Source organism: Acidiphilium sp. 34-64-41 (assembly GCF_002282635.1).
Classification (GTDB): Bacteria; Pseudomonadota; Alphaproteobacteria; order Acetobacterales; family Acetobacteraceae; genus Acidiphilium; species Acidiphilium rubrum.
Genome location: NZ_NCJX01000016.1, coordinates 33,206 through 46,927, shown reverse-complemented (window position 1 = coordinate 46,927; position 13,722 = coordinate 33,206). Strand labels below are relative to the sequence as shown.

Sequence of the window (13,722 nt, the reverse complement as noted above, 5' to 3'; positions counted from 1 at the left end):
GCGTTTCACGAGGATGGTGAATCGAACCCGCCGTGACCGTGTCAAGCAAAATCTTCACGTCGCAGGCAGGAACCAATCAGATTGGGGGTGAGCAGTTACTTTTTATCAGTCTCAAAATCAATAAACCCTTCAACTGCCGATATTTTTACTCTTTCATAATTCCCGTTATAGAAATAAAATTGAAAATCGATTGTTTTATTGATTTCTAAATTTGTAAAAACGACATATATGCGACCTAAATAAAAACGCCCAGACTTCTGGATAGTTTTCGAAAATATTTCTGACGTCAGTCGAGCAAAGTTTCCTATATAGTTTGGAAAGAAAGATATTTCGTGAACTAATGCACGGTATTTTCTTGGAGGAACTATAAATATAACGAATAATATTAAAAGTCCAAAAATGACAAGGTCGCGATGTAGCAAGACAAAACTACTAAGCGCCCTGTCCCATGAAGTGATATTTAAAATCAAACTATCTGGGCTTACCCCTAACAGTATAGGCAGAAAAAAAAGAATTACTGCTACACCATATCGAAATTTTGCTCCCATGATCGAATTTGTTGTCTCTCAACTAATTTTAGTATCAAGTCGATACTCCAGGCATATAATTTTAGGGGTCTGGGGCCTAAGGCCCCAGCGGGTCGAGGGCAGAGCCCTCGCCTTACTTTACCTTATTGGCAGGCTAGGCATTCTTCGTAGTTCGTGGTGGCGGCTACCAGCGGCAGTGGCACGTGCGCCGTGTTGTTGGCGGCTTCCAGGTGGGTGCGGTGTTCTACTTTTTCGCTGATGCTGTCGGCGCGTTGGATTGAGAGGGAGCGGCAATAGTACAGGGATTTCACGCCGCGTTTCCAGGCTTGGTAGTGGATTTGGTGGAGGTCGCGCTTGTTCACATCGGCGGGGAGGAAGACGTTGATGGATTGGCTTTGGCAGATGTAGGGCGTGCGGTCGGCGGCGTGTTCGATGATCCAGCGCTGGTCGAGTTCGAAGGCGGTTTTGAAGACGGATTTTTCGTCGTCGGTCAGGAAGTCGAGGTGTTGAACGGAGCCTTTGGTGACGGTGATGTTGGACCAGGTGGCGTCGTCGTCGCGGCCTTTGGATGCCAGGAGTTGTTGGAGGTGGCGGTTGCGGACGGAGAAGCTGCCGGAGAGGGTTTTTTGCAGGAAGACGTTGGCGGCGATGGGTTCGATGCCGGGGCTGGAGTTGCCGGCGATGATCGAGATCGAGGCGGTGGGGGCGATCGCCATTTTGTTCGAGAAGCGTTCCATGACGCCGTAATCGGCGGCGTCGGGGCAGGGGCCGCGTTCTTTTGCCAGCTTCTTCGAAGCGTGGTCCGCGCCGGCGCGGATGTGTTTGAAGATTTTGATGTTCCAGGCCTTCGCCATGGCGGATTCGAAGGGGATGTTCAGGGCTTGCAGGAAGGAGTGGAAGCCCATGACGCCGAGGCCGACCGAGCGTTCGCGGGCGGCGGCGTATTTGGCGCGGGCCATGGAGTCGGGTGCGTTATCGATAAAATCCTGCAGGACGTTGTCGAGGAAGCGCATGACGTCCTCGATGAACTGGGGGTTATCGTGCCATTCGAGCCAGGTTTCGAGGTTGATCGAGGACAGGCAGCAGACCGCGGTGCGTTGCTGGCCGTGCTGGTCGAGCCCGGTGGGGAGGGTAATTTCGGCGCAGAGGTTGGAGGTTTTAACCTCGAGGCCGGCGAGTTTGTGGTGTTCGGGGCGGGCGTTGTTCACGTGATCGGCGAAGATGATGTAGGGCTCGCCGGTTTCGATGCGGGCGGTGAGGATGCGGACCCAGAGGGCGCGGGCCGAGACGTGGCGGACATGGGCGCCATCCTTGGGGGAGGTGAGGGACCATGGCTCGTCGGCTTCGACGGCGCGCATGAACGCATCCGAGATCAGGATGCCGTGGTGGAGGTTGAGGGCCTTGCGGTTGGGATCGCCGCCGGTGGGGCGGCGGATTTCGATGAATTCCTCGATTTCGGGGTGGCTGATCGGCAGATAGACCGCCGCTGAACCACGGCGCAGCGAGCCCTGGCTGATGGCGAGGGTGAGGCTGTCCATCACGCGGATGAAGGGGACGACGCCGGAGGTTTTGCCGTTCTGGCCGACTTTTTCACCGATCGAGCGGAGGTTGCCCCAATAGGAGCCGATGCCGCCGCCCTTGGAGGCGAGCCAGACGTTTTCGTTCCAGAGATCGACGATGCCTTCGAGGGAGTCCGAGGCTTCGTTGAGGAAGCAGGAGATGGGCAGGCCGCGCGCGGTGCCGCCGTTGGAGAGGACGGGGGTGGCGGGCATGAACCAGAGCTTGCTGATGTAGTCGTAGAGGCGCTGGGCGTGGGCCTGATCGTCGCCGTAGAACGAGGCGACGCGGGCGAACAGATCCTGGTAGGATTCGCCGGGCATCAGATAGCGATCATCGAGCGTGGCGCGGCCGAAATCGGTCAGGAGCGCGTCGCGGGAGCGGTCGACCTTGATCTGATGGCGGCCCTGAAGCTGGATGTCGGTTTCCAGCAGGGTGGGCTCGAGCAGGGCTTGGTCGGCACGGGTCATGACGTTCATTGCGGCGGAGACTCCAATCGGTTCGGCGAAGGGTATAACAACATATTGGGAGGGCATCGCGCAATCGCTACTAGATCAAGTTTTGATGGAAAATTGGCTTGTACCGAGTCGATGGGGTTTGTTCGTTGTTTGTTCTTGTAGGGGGAGTGGGGGAGGAAGGCAAGGAGGGCGTGGGTGGGGAAGGCGAGGTAAGGGAAGACTTCTTTTTTGGTAAAAAAGAAGCAAAAAACTTTTTTAATCGGGGGTGGTCGTGGGGCTATGGGATTGATCCATTGACGGGAGGAGGGCGAAATGCTGGCGGTTCATTTGCTGTGCGGGCGGGACAATCAGGGAAATTTAAAGAACTTAACGTTCGACGATGCCGCTGGTGAGTTCCGCTCGGGGAAGTGGGACATATCCGAAAAAAATGCTGAATTGCTCGTTGGGGGGGTGGATTTACCTGCACCCGACGAAATCGTCTCCTTCCGAGCTTGGCGGCGTTATTCTGGGATTCGAGCCGATTACGGACGAATCACTGAAGCGTTCGAACCGGATTGTGTTTATCGTGCGAGAGCAGCCCGAAGCGCGGGGATGCCAATGGCGCGGCAAGGCTCATGGGCCAGCACATAGCAGCGGTCTGGTTGGCGCCGATTTCCCGCATGAGACAGGATCAGAGAAACTCATAAAGGAACGTGGCTAATGGTGAACCCGATTCTCGACGCTGAACAGCTTACCAAAGCAAACGAGTTGTTAAACGAAGTCCGCAAAAAAATTTCTGACCTCGCGGGTGGCGATCCAGAGCTTTTATTCGCGTATCGCCGGAAGATCGCCAAAATGCTTGTTTATGATGAACGGAGTGGTCCAAATGAAAGACGAAAGCTGAAAGCATTAAAGCGAAAGCAGCAAAACGGGTGTTGCGATATATGCAAAAAGAAACTGCCGGACTCTTATAACGTATTAGATAGGTTCACAGCTATCGGTGGGTATACGGATGAGAATACCAGGTTAATTTGTGAGCCATGTGATCGCAGCCTTCAAGGCGAACGCCGTTATCAATGAATTTAAATTTTGGTCCGAACCTCCCTAAACCATTTCGGAAAGGCTGACCCTCACCAACGCCCGTGACCCAAAGTCAAAAAATTTTTTGGTTCTTTTTTATAAAAAAGAACGCCTTGCTTAACTTGTTTTATTGGTGACTGGAAAGTGATGGGCTTCGCAAGAGCTCTGCCCATCCTACAACTTGCTTACTTCATATCCGAACAGAACTTCTGAATCCGCGTGCATGCCTCGCGCAGGGCTTCGGTGGAGGTGGCGTAGCTGACGCGGAAGTAGCCGGGGTAGATGAAGGCGCTGCCGTGGACGGTTGCCACACCGTGTTCGTCGAGCAAAGCGGTGACGAAGGTTTCGTCGTCGGTGATTTTGGTGCCGGCGGCGGTGGTTTTGCCGATGCAGCCGTGGATCGAGGGGAAGACGTAGAACGCGCCTTCGGGGGTGCTGCAGGTCAGGCCTGGGGCGTCGTTCAGCATGGCGACGACGAGGTCGCGGCGGTCGCGGTAGGTATTGCGCATGATTTCGATGTCGTCTTCCGGGCCGTTGAGGGCGGCGACGGCGGCGGCCTGGCTGACCGAGGAGGTGTTGGAGGTGGATTGGCTTTGGAGCTTGTCCATCGCTTTGATCAAGGCGAGCGGGGCGCCGGCGAAGCCGATGCGCCAGCCGGTCATGGCGTAGGCTTTGGAGCAGCCGTTCATGGTGACGGTGCGGTCGCGCAGGCGCGGTTCGACCTCGACGATGGTGGCGCCTTTGAAGCCGTCGTAGGTGAGTTTTTCGTAGATGTCGTCGGTGAAGATCCAGACGTTCGGGTGGCGGAGCAGAACGTCGCAGATCGGGCGGAGATCTTCGGCGGAGTAGGCGGCGCCGGTGGGGTTGGAGGGGGAGTTGAGGATCAGCCATTTGGTGTTCGGGGTGATCGCGGCTTCGAGGTCTTCGGCGCGGAGTTTGAAGCCGTGGTTCTGGCTGCAGGGGACGAAGACGGGTTTGCCTTCGGCGAGTTGGACGATATCGGGGTAGGATACCCAGCAGGGGGTGGGGATGATGGCTTCGTCACCGGCCTGGATGGTGGCGAGCATGGCGTTGAAAATCACCTGCTTGCCGCCGGTCGAGACGATGATTTCCTCGGGTTTGTAGTCGATGCCGGAGTCGCGCTTGAATTTGGCGGCGACGGCGCGGCGGAGTTCCATGGTGCCGGCGACATCGGTGTATTTGGTGTCGCCGCGCTCGATCGCGGCGATGGCGGCTTGTTTGATATGGGCGGGTGTATCGAAATCGGGTTCGCCGGCGGAGAGGCTGATGATGTCGCGGCCCGCGGCCTTGAGCTGCCGCGCCTTGGTCGAGATGGCGATGGTCTGGCTCGGGCTGATGCGGTTGAGGCGTGCGGCGATCAAATCCATGTTTGTGCTCCCAAATTCGGGTCGGATTTAGCGGGAAACCGCGGGGTTGAATATGGCGCGGATGCAACATCTGCCGTGCGGGTCTTGCCGAGCCGGACGCAAACCCATATCAGAGCGGGACGGATTGGGGTGTAGCCAAGCGGTAAGGCAGTGGATTTTGATTCCACCATGCGGAGGTTCGAATCCTCCCTCCCCAGCCGTTTCATTCATGATTGTTCAGGCATGGTTGGTCATGCGAAGTCGGGTTTGCGCTTTTCGATGAAGGCGGTCATGCCTTCGCGCTGGTGGGGCGTGCCGAACAGGGCGAGGAAGGTGGCGCGCTCGTAGGCGATGCCTTCGGCGAGGGTGGTTTCGAACGCGCGGTTGACGCTGCGCTTGGCGATCGTCACCGCGACCGGCGAGAGTGCGGCGATGGTGCCTGCGATCTTGAGCGCTTCGGCCAGCAAATCGGCGGCGGGGATGATGCGGCTGACCAGGCCGGCGCGCTCGGCTTCGGTTGCGTCCATCATGCGGCCGGTCAGGATCATGTCCATCGCCTTCGATTTGCCGATCGCGCGGGTGAGGCGCTGGGTGCCGCCGGCGCCGGGGATGACGCCGAGGTTGATTTCGGGTTGGCCGAACTGGGCGGTGTCGGCCGCGATGATCATGTCGCACATCATGGCGAGTTCGCAGCCGCCGCCGAGCGCGTAGCCGGCGACCGCGGCGATGACGGGTTTGCGGATGGTGGTGACGACTTCCCAGTTCTTGCCGATGAAATCGTCGAGCGCGGTATCGGGGTAGGTCTTGTCCTGCATTTCCTTGATATCGGCGCCGGCGGCGAAGGCGCGGGGCGAGCCGGTGAGGATGATGGCGCCGATCGCGGGATCGGCATCGGCGGCGCGCAGGGCGGCGGCGAGTTCGGTCATCAACTGGTCGCAGAGCGCGTTGAGGGCGCGGGGGCGGTTGAGGGTGATTTGCGCGACGCTTCCGTGGGTTTCGGTGATGATCATTTCATAGGTCATGGCGGTCTCCGTTCGGATGGTGTTTTTTCATTGATCGGGGTGGTTGGCCAGGGGCGGGCGATTGCCCGACAAGGCGGCGGCGAGGCGCGCCCAGGCGGTGTGATCGGCGGGAAGCCCGAATCGCAACCAGGAGGGATGGTCGTCGAACCGGCGCGTCATGATGCCGGCGCGGGCGAGGCGATCGTGCCAATCGGGCGCGGTCGCGGTGGCGGCGAGGCGGTAGAGCGGCGTGCCGCCGATGAGGGTCATGCCGGCATCGGTCAGAAGCCGGTCGAGCGTGGCGGCCGCGCGGGTCAGGCGATGCTGGGTTGCGGCCAGCCAGGCGGGATCGGCGAGGGCGATCGTGCCGATCGCGATCGCCGGGCCGGAGACCGCCCAAGGGCCGAGCGCGGTGCGGATGGCGCCGGCGCGCGGGGCATCGGCCAGGGCGAAGCCGAGCCTGATGCCGGCCAGCCCGTAGGTTTTGCCGAACGAGCGCAGGATGATGATGGCGGGGTGCGGCAGGGTTGCCGCCATGCTGGTGGCGCGGTCCGCGAGATCGGCGAAGGCTTCGTCGATCACCAGCAGGCCGCCGCGCGCGGCGAGATGATCGGCCAGGGCGCGGAGCCGGGCGCGCGGGATGATCCGGCCATCCGGGTTGTTCGGGTTGCAGAGAACCAGCGATGACGCTGCGGGCAGATCGTCGAGATCGGGGATCAGATCGACGCTGCCGCCGCCGCGCGCCCAGGCGGCCTGGTGTTCGGCGTAGGTCGGGCCGAGGATGGCGATGCGCTGCTGGGGCAGCAGGCGGGCGAGCAATTCGATCAGGATTTGCGTGCCCGGTGCTGCGGCGACCATCGCAGGGTCGGACACGTGGTAGGCGGCGGCGGCGATGGATTCGAGGCGCGTGGCGGCCTCGGGGTCGGGCAGGCGGGTGAAGCATTCGGCCGGCAGGGTTGGGATCGGGTAGGGGATCGGGTTGATGCCGGTGGACAGGTCGATCCAGGGTTGCGGCGCGGCGGGGTAGGCCAGACGCATCGCTTCGCGCCGGCCGCCGTGCAGGATGGGGCGTTCTGTTGCCGTTTGCGTGCTCATGATATCGACGGCGCCGATGAAACTGCTGGTCTGCATGCCATGGATTTGATGCTCACGGTTCCGATCGCTGCCCTGGCGCTCACGATCGAGGCCATCATCGGCTATCCCGATACGATATTTCGGTTGATCCGCCATCCCGTGATGTGGGCGGGGGCGCTGATCGCGCGGCTCGATGCGGGGCTGAACCGGGGTAGCGATCGGCGGCGGCGCTGGCTGGGGGTGGCGGCGCTGGTCGTGCTGGGTCTGGCGGCGTGGGTGCCGTGCTGGTTGATCGAGGCATCGGTGTTCGCGCTGGTGCCGCGTGCGGTGGCGATTGTGGTGATTGCGGTGCTGGCGAGCGCGTTGCTGGCATCGGTCAGTCTGATCACCCATGTGCGGGCGGTGGCAGTGGGGTTGCGTGCCGGGCTCGCGGAGGGGCGGGTCGCGGTGTCTCATATCGTCGGGCGCGATCCTGCGAGCCTCGATGCGGCGGGGGTGGCGCGTGCGGCGATCGAGAGTCTGGCGGAGAATTTTTCCGATGGGGTGGTGGCGCCGGCGCTGTGGTGCGCGGTGCTCGGGTTGCCGGCGATCGCACTCTATAAGGCGGTCAACACGGCGGACAGCATGATCGGGCATTTGACGCCGCGGCATGGCGCGTTCGGCTGGGCTGCGGCGCGGTTCGACGATGTGATCAACCTGCCGGCGTCGCGGCTGGCGGCGCTGTGGCTCGTGCTGGCGGCGGCGCTCGTGCCGGGGGCGAGCGCGCGCGGGGCGATGGCTTCGGTGCGGCGGGATGCGGGCCAGCATCGCTCGCCGAACGCGGGCTGGCCGGAAGCGGCGATGGCCGGCGCGCTCGGGCTGCGGCTGGCGGGGCCGCGGGTTTATGGGGCCGTTCGCGTCGATGATGCCTGGATGGGCGCGGGGCGGGCGGCGGCGGGGGTTGCGGATATCGAGCGCGCGTTGCGGCTGGTGCGGGTTGCGGCGTGGTTGCAGATCGGGGTCGTGTGGCTGCTGGCGGTGATCATCGGGCCAGCGTGAGCAAGGCGTCGATATCGATATGGGTTTCGAGATGGGCGGCCAGGGCATCGAGCGTCGCGTCGATCTCGGCTTCGAAATTGCGCCGCGCGGGGGTGGCGCCGTAGCGGCGGAGCAGGCCAGCGCGGGCGGGATCGGCGGTGAATATGCCGTGGATATAGGTGCCGGCGATCCGGCCATCGGGTGATTGCGCGCCATCCGCCCGGCCATCGGCGAGGTGGAGCAGCGGGCGCGCGGTGGCAGGGCCGGTGGTTTGGCCGATGTGCATTTCGAAACCGGTGAAACCGGCGGATTCGGGGACGAGGCGGCCGGTGGCTGCGGTGAGGCGTTTGTCGCCGGCGAGGATCGTTTCGATATCGAGCAGGCCGAGGCCGGGGGCGCTGCCGGGCGGACCCTCGATGCCGTGGGGGTCGGCGATGCTGCGGCCGAGCATCTGATAGCCGCCGCACAGGCCGAGCAGCGCGCCGCCGTGGCGGTGGTGGGCGCGGATGTCGATGTCCCAGCCCTCGGCGCGCAGGGTTGCGAGATCGGCGATGGTGGCTTTCGAGCCGGGCAGGATGATCAGATCGGCCTCGCGCGGCAGCGGCGTGCCGCGCGGAATGAAGCGCAGATCGACATCGGGTTCGCCGTGCAGCGGATCGAGATCGTCGAAATTGGCGATGCAGGGCAGCATCGGCACGGCGATGACCAGGGTGGCGCCGGTGCGGTGGGGTGCGTTGGCGGCGAGGTCTGCCGCGTCTTCGGCGGGGAGGTTTTTGATGCTGTCGAAATGCGGCACCAGGCCGAGCGGGCGCCAGGGCGTGTGGCGCGCGATCGCGGCCATGCCGTCGGCGAACAGGGTGGGGTCGCCGCGCATTTTGTTGACGATGAAGCCGGCGATCAGCGCGGCGTCCGCCGGATCGAGCACGGTTCGGGTGCCGACCAGGCTGGCGATGACGCCGCCGCGATCGATGTCACCGATCAGGATGACCGGGCTGTTGGTCGCGCGGGCGAAGCCCATGTTGGCGATGTCGTTGGCGCGGAGGTTGATTTCCGAGGCGCTGCCGGCGCCTTCGATCAGGATGAGATCCGCGCTTGATTGCAGATGGGCGAAGCTTTCGAGCACGTGGGGCATCAATTGCGGTTTCAGCGCCTGGTAGTCGCGGGCCTTGGCGGTGCCGAAGACGCGGCCTTGCACGATGATCTGGCTGCCGGTTTCGCTTTGGGGTTTCAGCAGGATCGGGTTCATGTGGACGCTGGGGGCAACGCGGCAGGCGCGGGCCTGGAGCGCCTGGGCGCGGCCGATTTCACCACCTTCCGGCGTGACGGCCGCGTTGTTCGACATGTTCTGCGGTTTGAACGGCAGGACGCGCAGGCCGCGGTTGGTCAGCGCGCGGGCGAGGCCGGCGACGATGGTGGATTTGCCGACGCTGGAGCCGGTGCCTTGGAACATCAGGGCGCGCGTCATCAGAACTCGATGCCCTGCTGGGCTTTCACCCCGGCGGCGAAATGATGTTTGGTGGCGGTCATTTCGGTGACCAGATCGGCGGCTGCGATCAGGGCCGGTTTGGCGTTGCGGCCGGTGATGACGACGTGCATCGGCCGCGGGCGGGCGGCGATGGCGGCCAGGATGGGGTCGAGCGGGAGATAATCGTAGCGGAGTGCGATGTTGAGTTCATCGAGAATGACCAGGGCGATTTCGGGGTCGGCCAGGAGGGTTGCGGCGGTGGCCCAGGCGCGCTGGCAGGCGGCGATGTCGCGCGATTTGTCCTGGGTTTCCCAGGTGAAACCCTCGCCCATGGTGTGGAAGGTTACCAGATCGTTGAACCGGGCGAGGGCGGTGCGCTCGCCGGTGGCCCAGGCGCCCTTGATGAATTGGACGATGGCGACCTTTCGCCCGTAGCCGATCATGCGGAGCGCGAGGCCGAAGGCGGCGGTGGATTTGCCCTTGCCGGGGCCGGTGTTGACGATCAGCAGGCCTTTTTCGATGGTTTTGGCTGCGACCTCGGCGTCCTGGAGGGCTTTGCGTTTCGCCATTTTGGCGCGGTGGCGGGTTTCGTCTTCGCTCATTGGCGTCTCATTTCACGGTCAGGGGCAGGCCGGCGACCATGAATATGACGTGGTCGGCGCCGGCGGCGACGCGTTGATGGAGCAGGCCGGCGGCATCGCGGAAGCGGCGGGCGAGGGCGTTTTCGGGCACGATGCCGAGGCCGACTTCGCTGGCGACCAGGATGGTGGGGGCGGTGCGGGTGGATAAAGCGGCGGCGAGGCGGGCGGATTCGGCGGTGAGATCGGCCTCGGCCAGGAGGAGGTTGGTGAGCCAGATTGTGAGGCAATCGATCAGGACCGGGGTCGTGCCGGCGGCTTGGAGCGGGGTGATCAGGTCGAGCGGGGCTTCGGTGGTGTGCCAGTTGTGGTCGCGGCGGGCCTGGTGGAGGGCGATTCGCTCGCGCATTTCGGCATCGAACGCCTGGGCGGTGGCGAGGTAGTGCCAGGGGGGCTGGTGGGCGGCGAGCAGGGTTTCGGCGTGGCGGCTTTTGCCGGAGCGGGCGCCGCCGAGGATGAGGGTGATGGGAATGGGTGCGGTTCCTTGCGCGGTTTTGGATGGCGTAGCGCAAGGGGGGCGTGGCTGGAAGACCTGTTAGTTACGATATATGAACGATTTGCATATGCAAAGGTATCGCCGGGTTGGGCTCGACATTTCTTGTGGGTGGGCGCGGTGGCCTTGGGGGTCGCGATGGACTGCCGTGCGAGGCGGCAATTCGCCCTCGTCGCATGATCGGTCTAGGGTCAGTTCGGTTGTGACGGATTATTGGAGGATCAACGATGGCCACTGTGCATTATCATGTCGTGCCGCATGACGGCGGTTGGGCGTACAAGCTGGGGGATGTGTTTTCCGAGACGTTTGCCACCAAGGCGGCGGCGATGAAGGCGGCGCATCGGGTCGCGCGCGAGCAGAGCGTGCCGGGCGAGACCGCGACGATCCAGTTTCAGGATGAGACGGGCGCCTGGCACACCGAGGTGGCGTTGGGCAGTGATCGGCCGGAGGCGGATTTGACGGCGTGAGCCACCTTGGCCGGTTGCTCGGTCAGAGCGGATCGTAGCCGGGTTTTTTGAACAGGGTTGCCGGTTTGCCGATGATGTCCGGCCGGTAGACGGTTTCGACCCAGTCGTCTGGCTCGATATCTTCCAGGCTGACGGAGACGGCGTCTGCGGTGACGTTGGCGCTGGCCATCAGGGCTTTGGTGATTTCATCGGCGATGATGGATTTTTGCGCGTCAGAGCGACCGGTCTGAAGCTTGATGATCACATGCGGCATGGTGTTGTCCTGGTGGGTTGCGGTGGGTGTGTCACGCGGTACGGGCACTTGGCTCGAAAGTGACGAGGGCTCCGCCGGCGGGTGCCGGGTCGGGCGGGCCGAACAGCGGGTCGATCCGGACAGTGCCGGTGAACCACTCGGCCGGGCCTTTGCCGGAGGGTTGCGAACCTGCGCGTTTGATTTCCATGGTGGGCTCCGATGAGGGCGGTGGGACACTGTCTTCGGACCGTGATGTAATATGCGCCGTTGTTCGGGAGTAGAGGTGGTGAATGGGTCCACCCGATAGGTCCGACGGATGAATGGCCCAGTCGGGTTTGTCTGGTGGGGCCGAACTCAAGGACATCGTGGCGTTTCTGACCGGTCCGCGGACCCGACGGGGCTTCGGCGTTCAGGATTTCGATGGAAGCGTTGCGGTATCGGCGGTGAGCATGCGCTGGCTGGCAATGAAGTCGATGAAGGCGCGCAGCGGTGCAGGGAGGTGGCGCCGGCCGGGGTAGTAAAGCTGCGGGCCGGGGAAACTCTGCCACCAGGATTGCAGCACCGGGACCAGGGCGCCGCTGTCGAGGTGGGGGCGCAGCCAGGCTTCGAACAGATGGATGATGCCGGTGCCGGCGACGGCGGCATCGACCGCGAGATCGGTTGCGGTGCCGACCCTGACGATCAGGCGACCGGCGGGTTCGACGCGCATGATTTCGCCGGCGCGCTCGAACTCCCAGGCCGTCATGGCGCCGCTGGCGAAGCGTCCGCGCAGGCAGGCGTGGCCGAGCAGGTCGCGCGGGTGGTGCGGCGTGCCATGGCGGGCAAGATAGTCGGGTGCCGCGGCGGTGGCGAAGCGCTGGCGGCGCGGGCCGATCGGCACTGCGATCATGTCGCTTTCCAGGCGTTCGTCATAACGGATGCCGGCATCACAGCCGGCTGCCAGCACATCGACGAAACTGTCGTCGGCAATGATATCGAGCAGGATATCCGGATAGGCGGCCAGGAATTGCGGCACGATGGCCGGCAGCACGAGGCGGGCGGCGCTGACCGGAACGTTGAGGCGCAGGGTGCCGGCCGGGCGGTCGCGGAAGCGGTTGACGACATCGAGCGCTGCAGCGACTTCGCCGAGCGCTGGGGTGAGGCGTTCGAGCAGGCGGGCCCCGGCCTCGGTGGGGGCGACGCTGCGGGTGGTGCGGTTGAGCAGGCGGACGCCGAGCCTGATTTCGAGCCGCCGCACGGCTTCGCTCAGGCTGGAGGCGCTGCCGCCGCCGGCGCGCGCGGCTTGCCGGAAACCGCCGGCCTGGGCGACGGCCATGAAACCTGCGAGATCGCCGAGTTGGGACAGCGTCTGGGTCATTGTACGCCACCCCGCACAGCCTGTGCCGATTGCTCCGTATTATCACGCGGGCGCATGCTGTCTATCTGCAAGGTCAAGCCCGATGCGGGTGGTATTCTGGAGGCGTTAAATGAGCGAGATCGGCAATTCCGGCACCTATCGGCTGGGTGGGCGTGACGTGCGGCGGATGGGCTACGGGGCGATGCAGCTTGCCGGGCCGGGCGTGTTCGGGCCGCCGAAAGACCCCGATGCGGCGATTGCGGTGCTGCGGGCGGCGGTGGACGCTGGGGTGAACCATATCGATACCAGCGATTTCTACGGGCCGCATGTGACGAATCGATTGATCCGGTCGGCGTTGCATCCGTATCCGGACGATCTGGTGATCGTGACCAAGATCGGGGCGCGGCGGGGCGATGATGCATCGTGGAACCCGGCATTTTCGGCCGCGGAACTGACGCAGGCGGTGCATGACAACCTGCGACATCTGGGGGTTGCGGCGCTTGATGTGGTCAATCTGCGGCTGATGTTCGGGATTCATGGTCCGGCCGAAGGATCGCTGGCGGCGCCGCTGACGGTGCTGGCGGATCTGCAGCGCCAGGGGTTGGTGCGCCACATCGGGCTGAGCAACGCAACACCGGCGCAGATTGCCGAGGCGCGGGAAATTGCTGACATCGTTTGCGTGCAGAACCACTATAATCTGGTGCAGCGCCACGACGATGGGTTGATCGATACGCTGGGTGCGGCCGGGATTGCCTATGTGCCGTTCTTTCCGCTGGGTGGATTTTCGCCATTGCAGTCCAGCGCGCTCGACGAGGTGGCTGCGGGGCTGGGTGCGACGCCGATGCAGGTGGCGCTGGCCTGGCTGCTGCGGCGGGCACCGAATATTCTGCTGATCCCGGGCACATCCTCGGTCGCTCATCTGCGGGAGAATCTGGCGGCGGGGGCACTGGCATTACCGGCAGCGGCGATGGCGGTGCTCGACCGGATCGGCGCTCCGGCGGGCGCTGCTTAGCGCGGCTCGGGATGCTTCA

General features: G+C 63.4%; 16 protein-coding genes and 1 tRNA gene. 6 read left to right on the top strand and 11 right to left on the bottom strand.

From position 1 onward, the window contains the following. Window positions 1-95 precede the first annotated feature (95 nt). On the bottom strand, window positions 96-548 hold the full coding sequence (locus B7X49_RS05090) for a hypothetical protein (RefSeq protein ID WP_286703328.1): 453 nt from the start codon (window positions 546-548) through the stop codon (window positions 96-98). 122 nt (window positions 549-670) lie between these two features. Then, a complete protein-coding gene (locus tag B7X49_RS05085) occupies window positions 671-2,563 on the bottom strand; it encodes a ribonucleoside-diphosphate reductase subunit alpha (RefSeq protein WP_286703327.1) in 1,893 nt (630 codons plus the stop codon). A gap of 98 nt (window positions 2,564-2,661) precedes the next feature. Here B7X49_RS05085 and B7X49_RS05080 point away from each other — a divergent pair, with 98 nt between their 5' ends. Together B7X49_RS05080 and B7X49_RS05075 are read left to right on the top strand one after the other, a co-directional pair. Further along, entirely contained in the window at window positions 2,662-2,934 is a 273-nt protein-coding gene (locus tag B7X49_RS05080; protein WP_286838486.1) for a hypothetical protein, read from the top strand. Between the two features lie 310 nt (window positions 2,935-3,244). After that, window positions 3,245-3,601 (top strand): hypothetical protein, encoded by a 357-nt coding sequence (locus tag B7X49_RS05075; RefSeq protein WP_286703325.1) that lies wholly within the window; start codon window positions 3,245-3,247, stop codon window positions 3,599-3,601. 185 nt (window positions 3,602-3,786) lie between these two features. On the opposite strand, the gene B7X49_RS05070 is transcribed toward B7X49_RS05075, so the two are convergent. Next, window positions 3,787-4,989, bottom strand: coding sequence for a pyridoxal phosphate-dependent aminotransferase (locus B7X49_RS05070; protein WP_286703324.1), 1,203 nt, complete (start codon window positions 4,987-4,989; stop codon window positions 3,787-3,789). Between the two features lie 125 nt (window positions 4,990-5,114). Between B7X49_RS05070 and B7X49_RS05065 the strand changes: the two genes are divergently transcribed. After that, a tRNA-Gln gene (locus tag B7X49_RS05065) sits at window positions 5,115-5,186 on the top strand. Window positions 5,187-5,219: 33 nt separating this feature from the next. Here B7X49_RS05065 and B7X49_RS05060 read toward each other — a convergent pair. Continuing rightward, on the bottom strand, window positions 5,220-5,990 hold the full coding sequence (locus B7X49_RS05060; RefSeq protein WP_286703323.1) for an enoyl-CoA hydratase: 771 nt from the start codon (window positions 5,988-5,990) through the stop codon (window positions 5,220-5,222). A gap of 27 nt (window positions 5,991-6,017) precedes the next feature. Beyond that, window positions 6,018-7,064 carry a threonine-phosphate decarboxylase CobD gene (cobD, locus tag B7X49_RS05055; RefSeq protein ID WP_286703322.1) on the bottom strand — a complete coding sequence of 349 codons (1,047 nt, stop codon included), beginning with the start codon at window positions 7,062-7,064 and terminating at the stop codon, window positions 6,018-6,020. A gap of 39 nt (window positions 7,065-7,103) precedes the next feature. Between cobD and cbiB the strand changes: the two genes are divergently transcribed. Then, the gene (cbiB, locus tag B7X49_RS05050; RefSeq protein ID WP_408735560.1) at window positions 7,104-8,081 is read left to right on the top strand and encodes an adenosylcobinamide-phosphate synthase CbiB; all 978 of its coding nucleotides are present in this window, start codon (window positions 7,104-7,106) and stop codon (window positions 8,079-8,081) included. Here cbiB and B7X49_RS05045 read toward each other — a convergent pair. From B7X49_RS05045 to cobU, 3 genes are read right to left on the bottom strand one after another with little or no spacing between them, the layout of a single operon-like run. Beyond that, complete coding sequence (locus B7X49_RS05045; RefSeq protein ID WP_286703321.1) at window positions 8,065-9,525, bottom strand: cobyric acid synthase; 1,461 nt, start codon at window positions 9,523-9,525, stop codon at window positions 8,065-8,067. The two genes, cbiB and B7X49_RS05045, sit on opposite strands and share 17 nt — an antisense overlap. Then, window positions 9,525-10,127 carry a cob(I)yrinic acid a,c-diamide adenosyltransferase gene (cobO, locus tag B7X49_RS05040; protein WP_286703320.1) on the bottom strand — a complete coding sequence of 201 codons (603 nt, stop codon included), beginning with the start codon at window positions 10,125-10,127 and terminating at the stop codon, window positions 9,525-9,527. Before cobO ends, B7X49_RS05045 begins: the two co-directional genes overlap by 1 nt. A gap of 7 nt (window positions 10,128-10,134) precedes the next feature. Next, a complete protein-coding gene (gene cobU / locus B7X49_RS05035; RefSeq protein WP_286703329.1) occupies window positions 10,135-10,635 on the bottom strand; it encodes a bifunctional adenosylcobinamide kinase/adenosylcobinamide-phosphate guanylyltransferase in 501 nt (166 codons plus the stop codon). Between the two features lie 248 nt (window positions 10,636-10,883). On the opposite strand from cobU, the gene B7X49_RS05030 reads away from it, so the two are divergent. Beyond that, window positions 10,884-11,123, top strand: coding sequence for a DUF2188 domain-containing protein (locus B7X49_RS05030; RefSeq protein WP_029310614.1), 240 nt, complete (start codon window positions 10,884-10,886; stop codon window positions 11,121-11,123). 22 nt (window positions 11,124-11,145) lie between these two features. Here the strand turns inward: B7X49_RS05030 and B7X49_RS05025 are convergent, their stop codons facing one another. The 3 genes from B7X49_RS05025 to B7X49_RS05015 all read right to left on the bottom strand — a co-directional run bounded on the left by B7X49_RS05025 (window position 11,146) and on the right by B7X49_RS05015 (window position 12,712). Beyond that, window positions 11,146-11,376 carry a tautomerase family protein gene (locus B7X49_RS05025; RefSeq protein WP_029310613.1) on the bottom strand — a complete coding sequence of 77 codons (231 nt, stop codon included), beginning with the start codon at window positions 11,374-11,376 and terminating at the stop codon, window positions 11,146-11,148. A 31-nt stretch (window positions 11,377-11,407) separates the two neighbouring features. Beyond that, window positions 11,408-11,563: a hypothetical protein gene (locus B7X49_RS05020; RefSeq protein WP_324504002.1), complete on the bottom strand. Its 156-nt coding sequence runs from the start codon at window positions 11,561-11,563 to the stop codon at window positions 11,408-11,410. A gap of 201 nt (window positions 11,564-11,764) precedes the next feature. Beyond that, window positions 11,765-12,712: a LysR family transcriptional regulator gene (locus B7X49_RS05015; RefSeq protein ID WP_286703319.1), complete on the bottom strand. Its 948-nt coding sequence runs from the start codon at window positions 12,710-12,712 to the stop codon at window positions 11,765-11,767. 109 nt (window positions 12,713-12,821) lie between these two features. On the opposite strand from B7X49_RS05015, the gene B7X49_RS05010 reads away from it, so the two are divergent. Beyond that, window positions 12,822-13,703: an aldo/keto reductase family oxidoreductase gene (locus B7X49_RS05010; RefSeq protein ID WP_286703318.1), complete on the top strand. Its 882-nt coding sequence runs from the start codon at window positions 12,822-12,824 to the stop codon at window positions 13,701-13,703. Window positions 13,704-13,722: the final 19 nt, after the last annotated feature.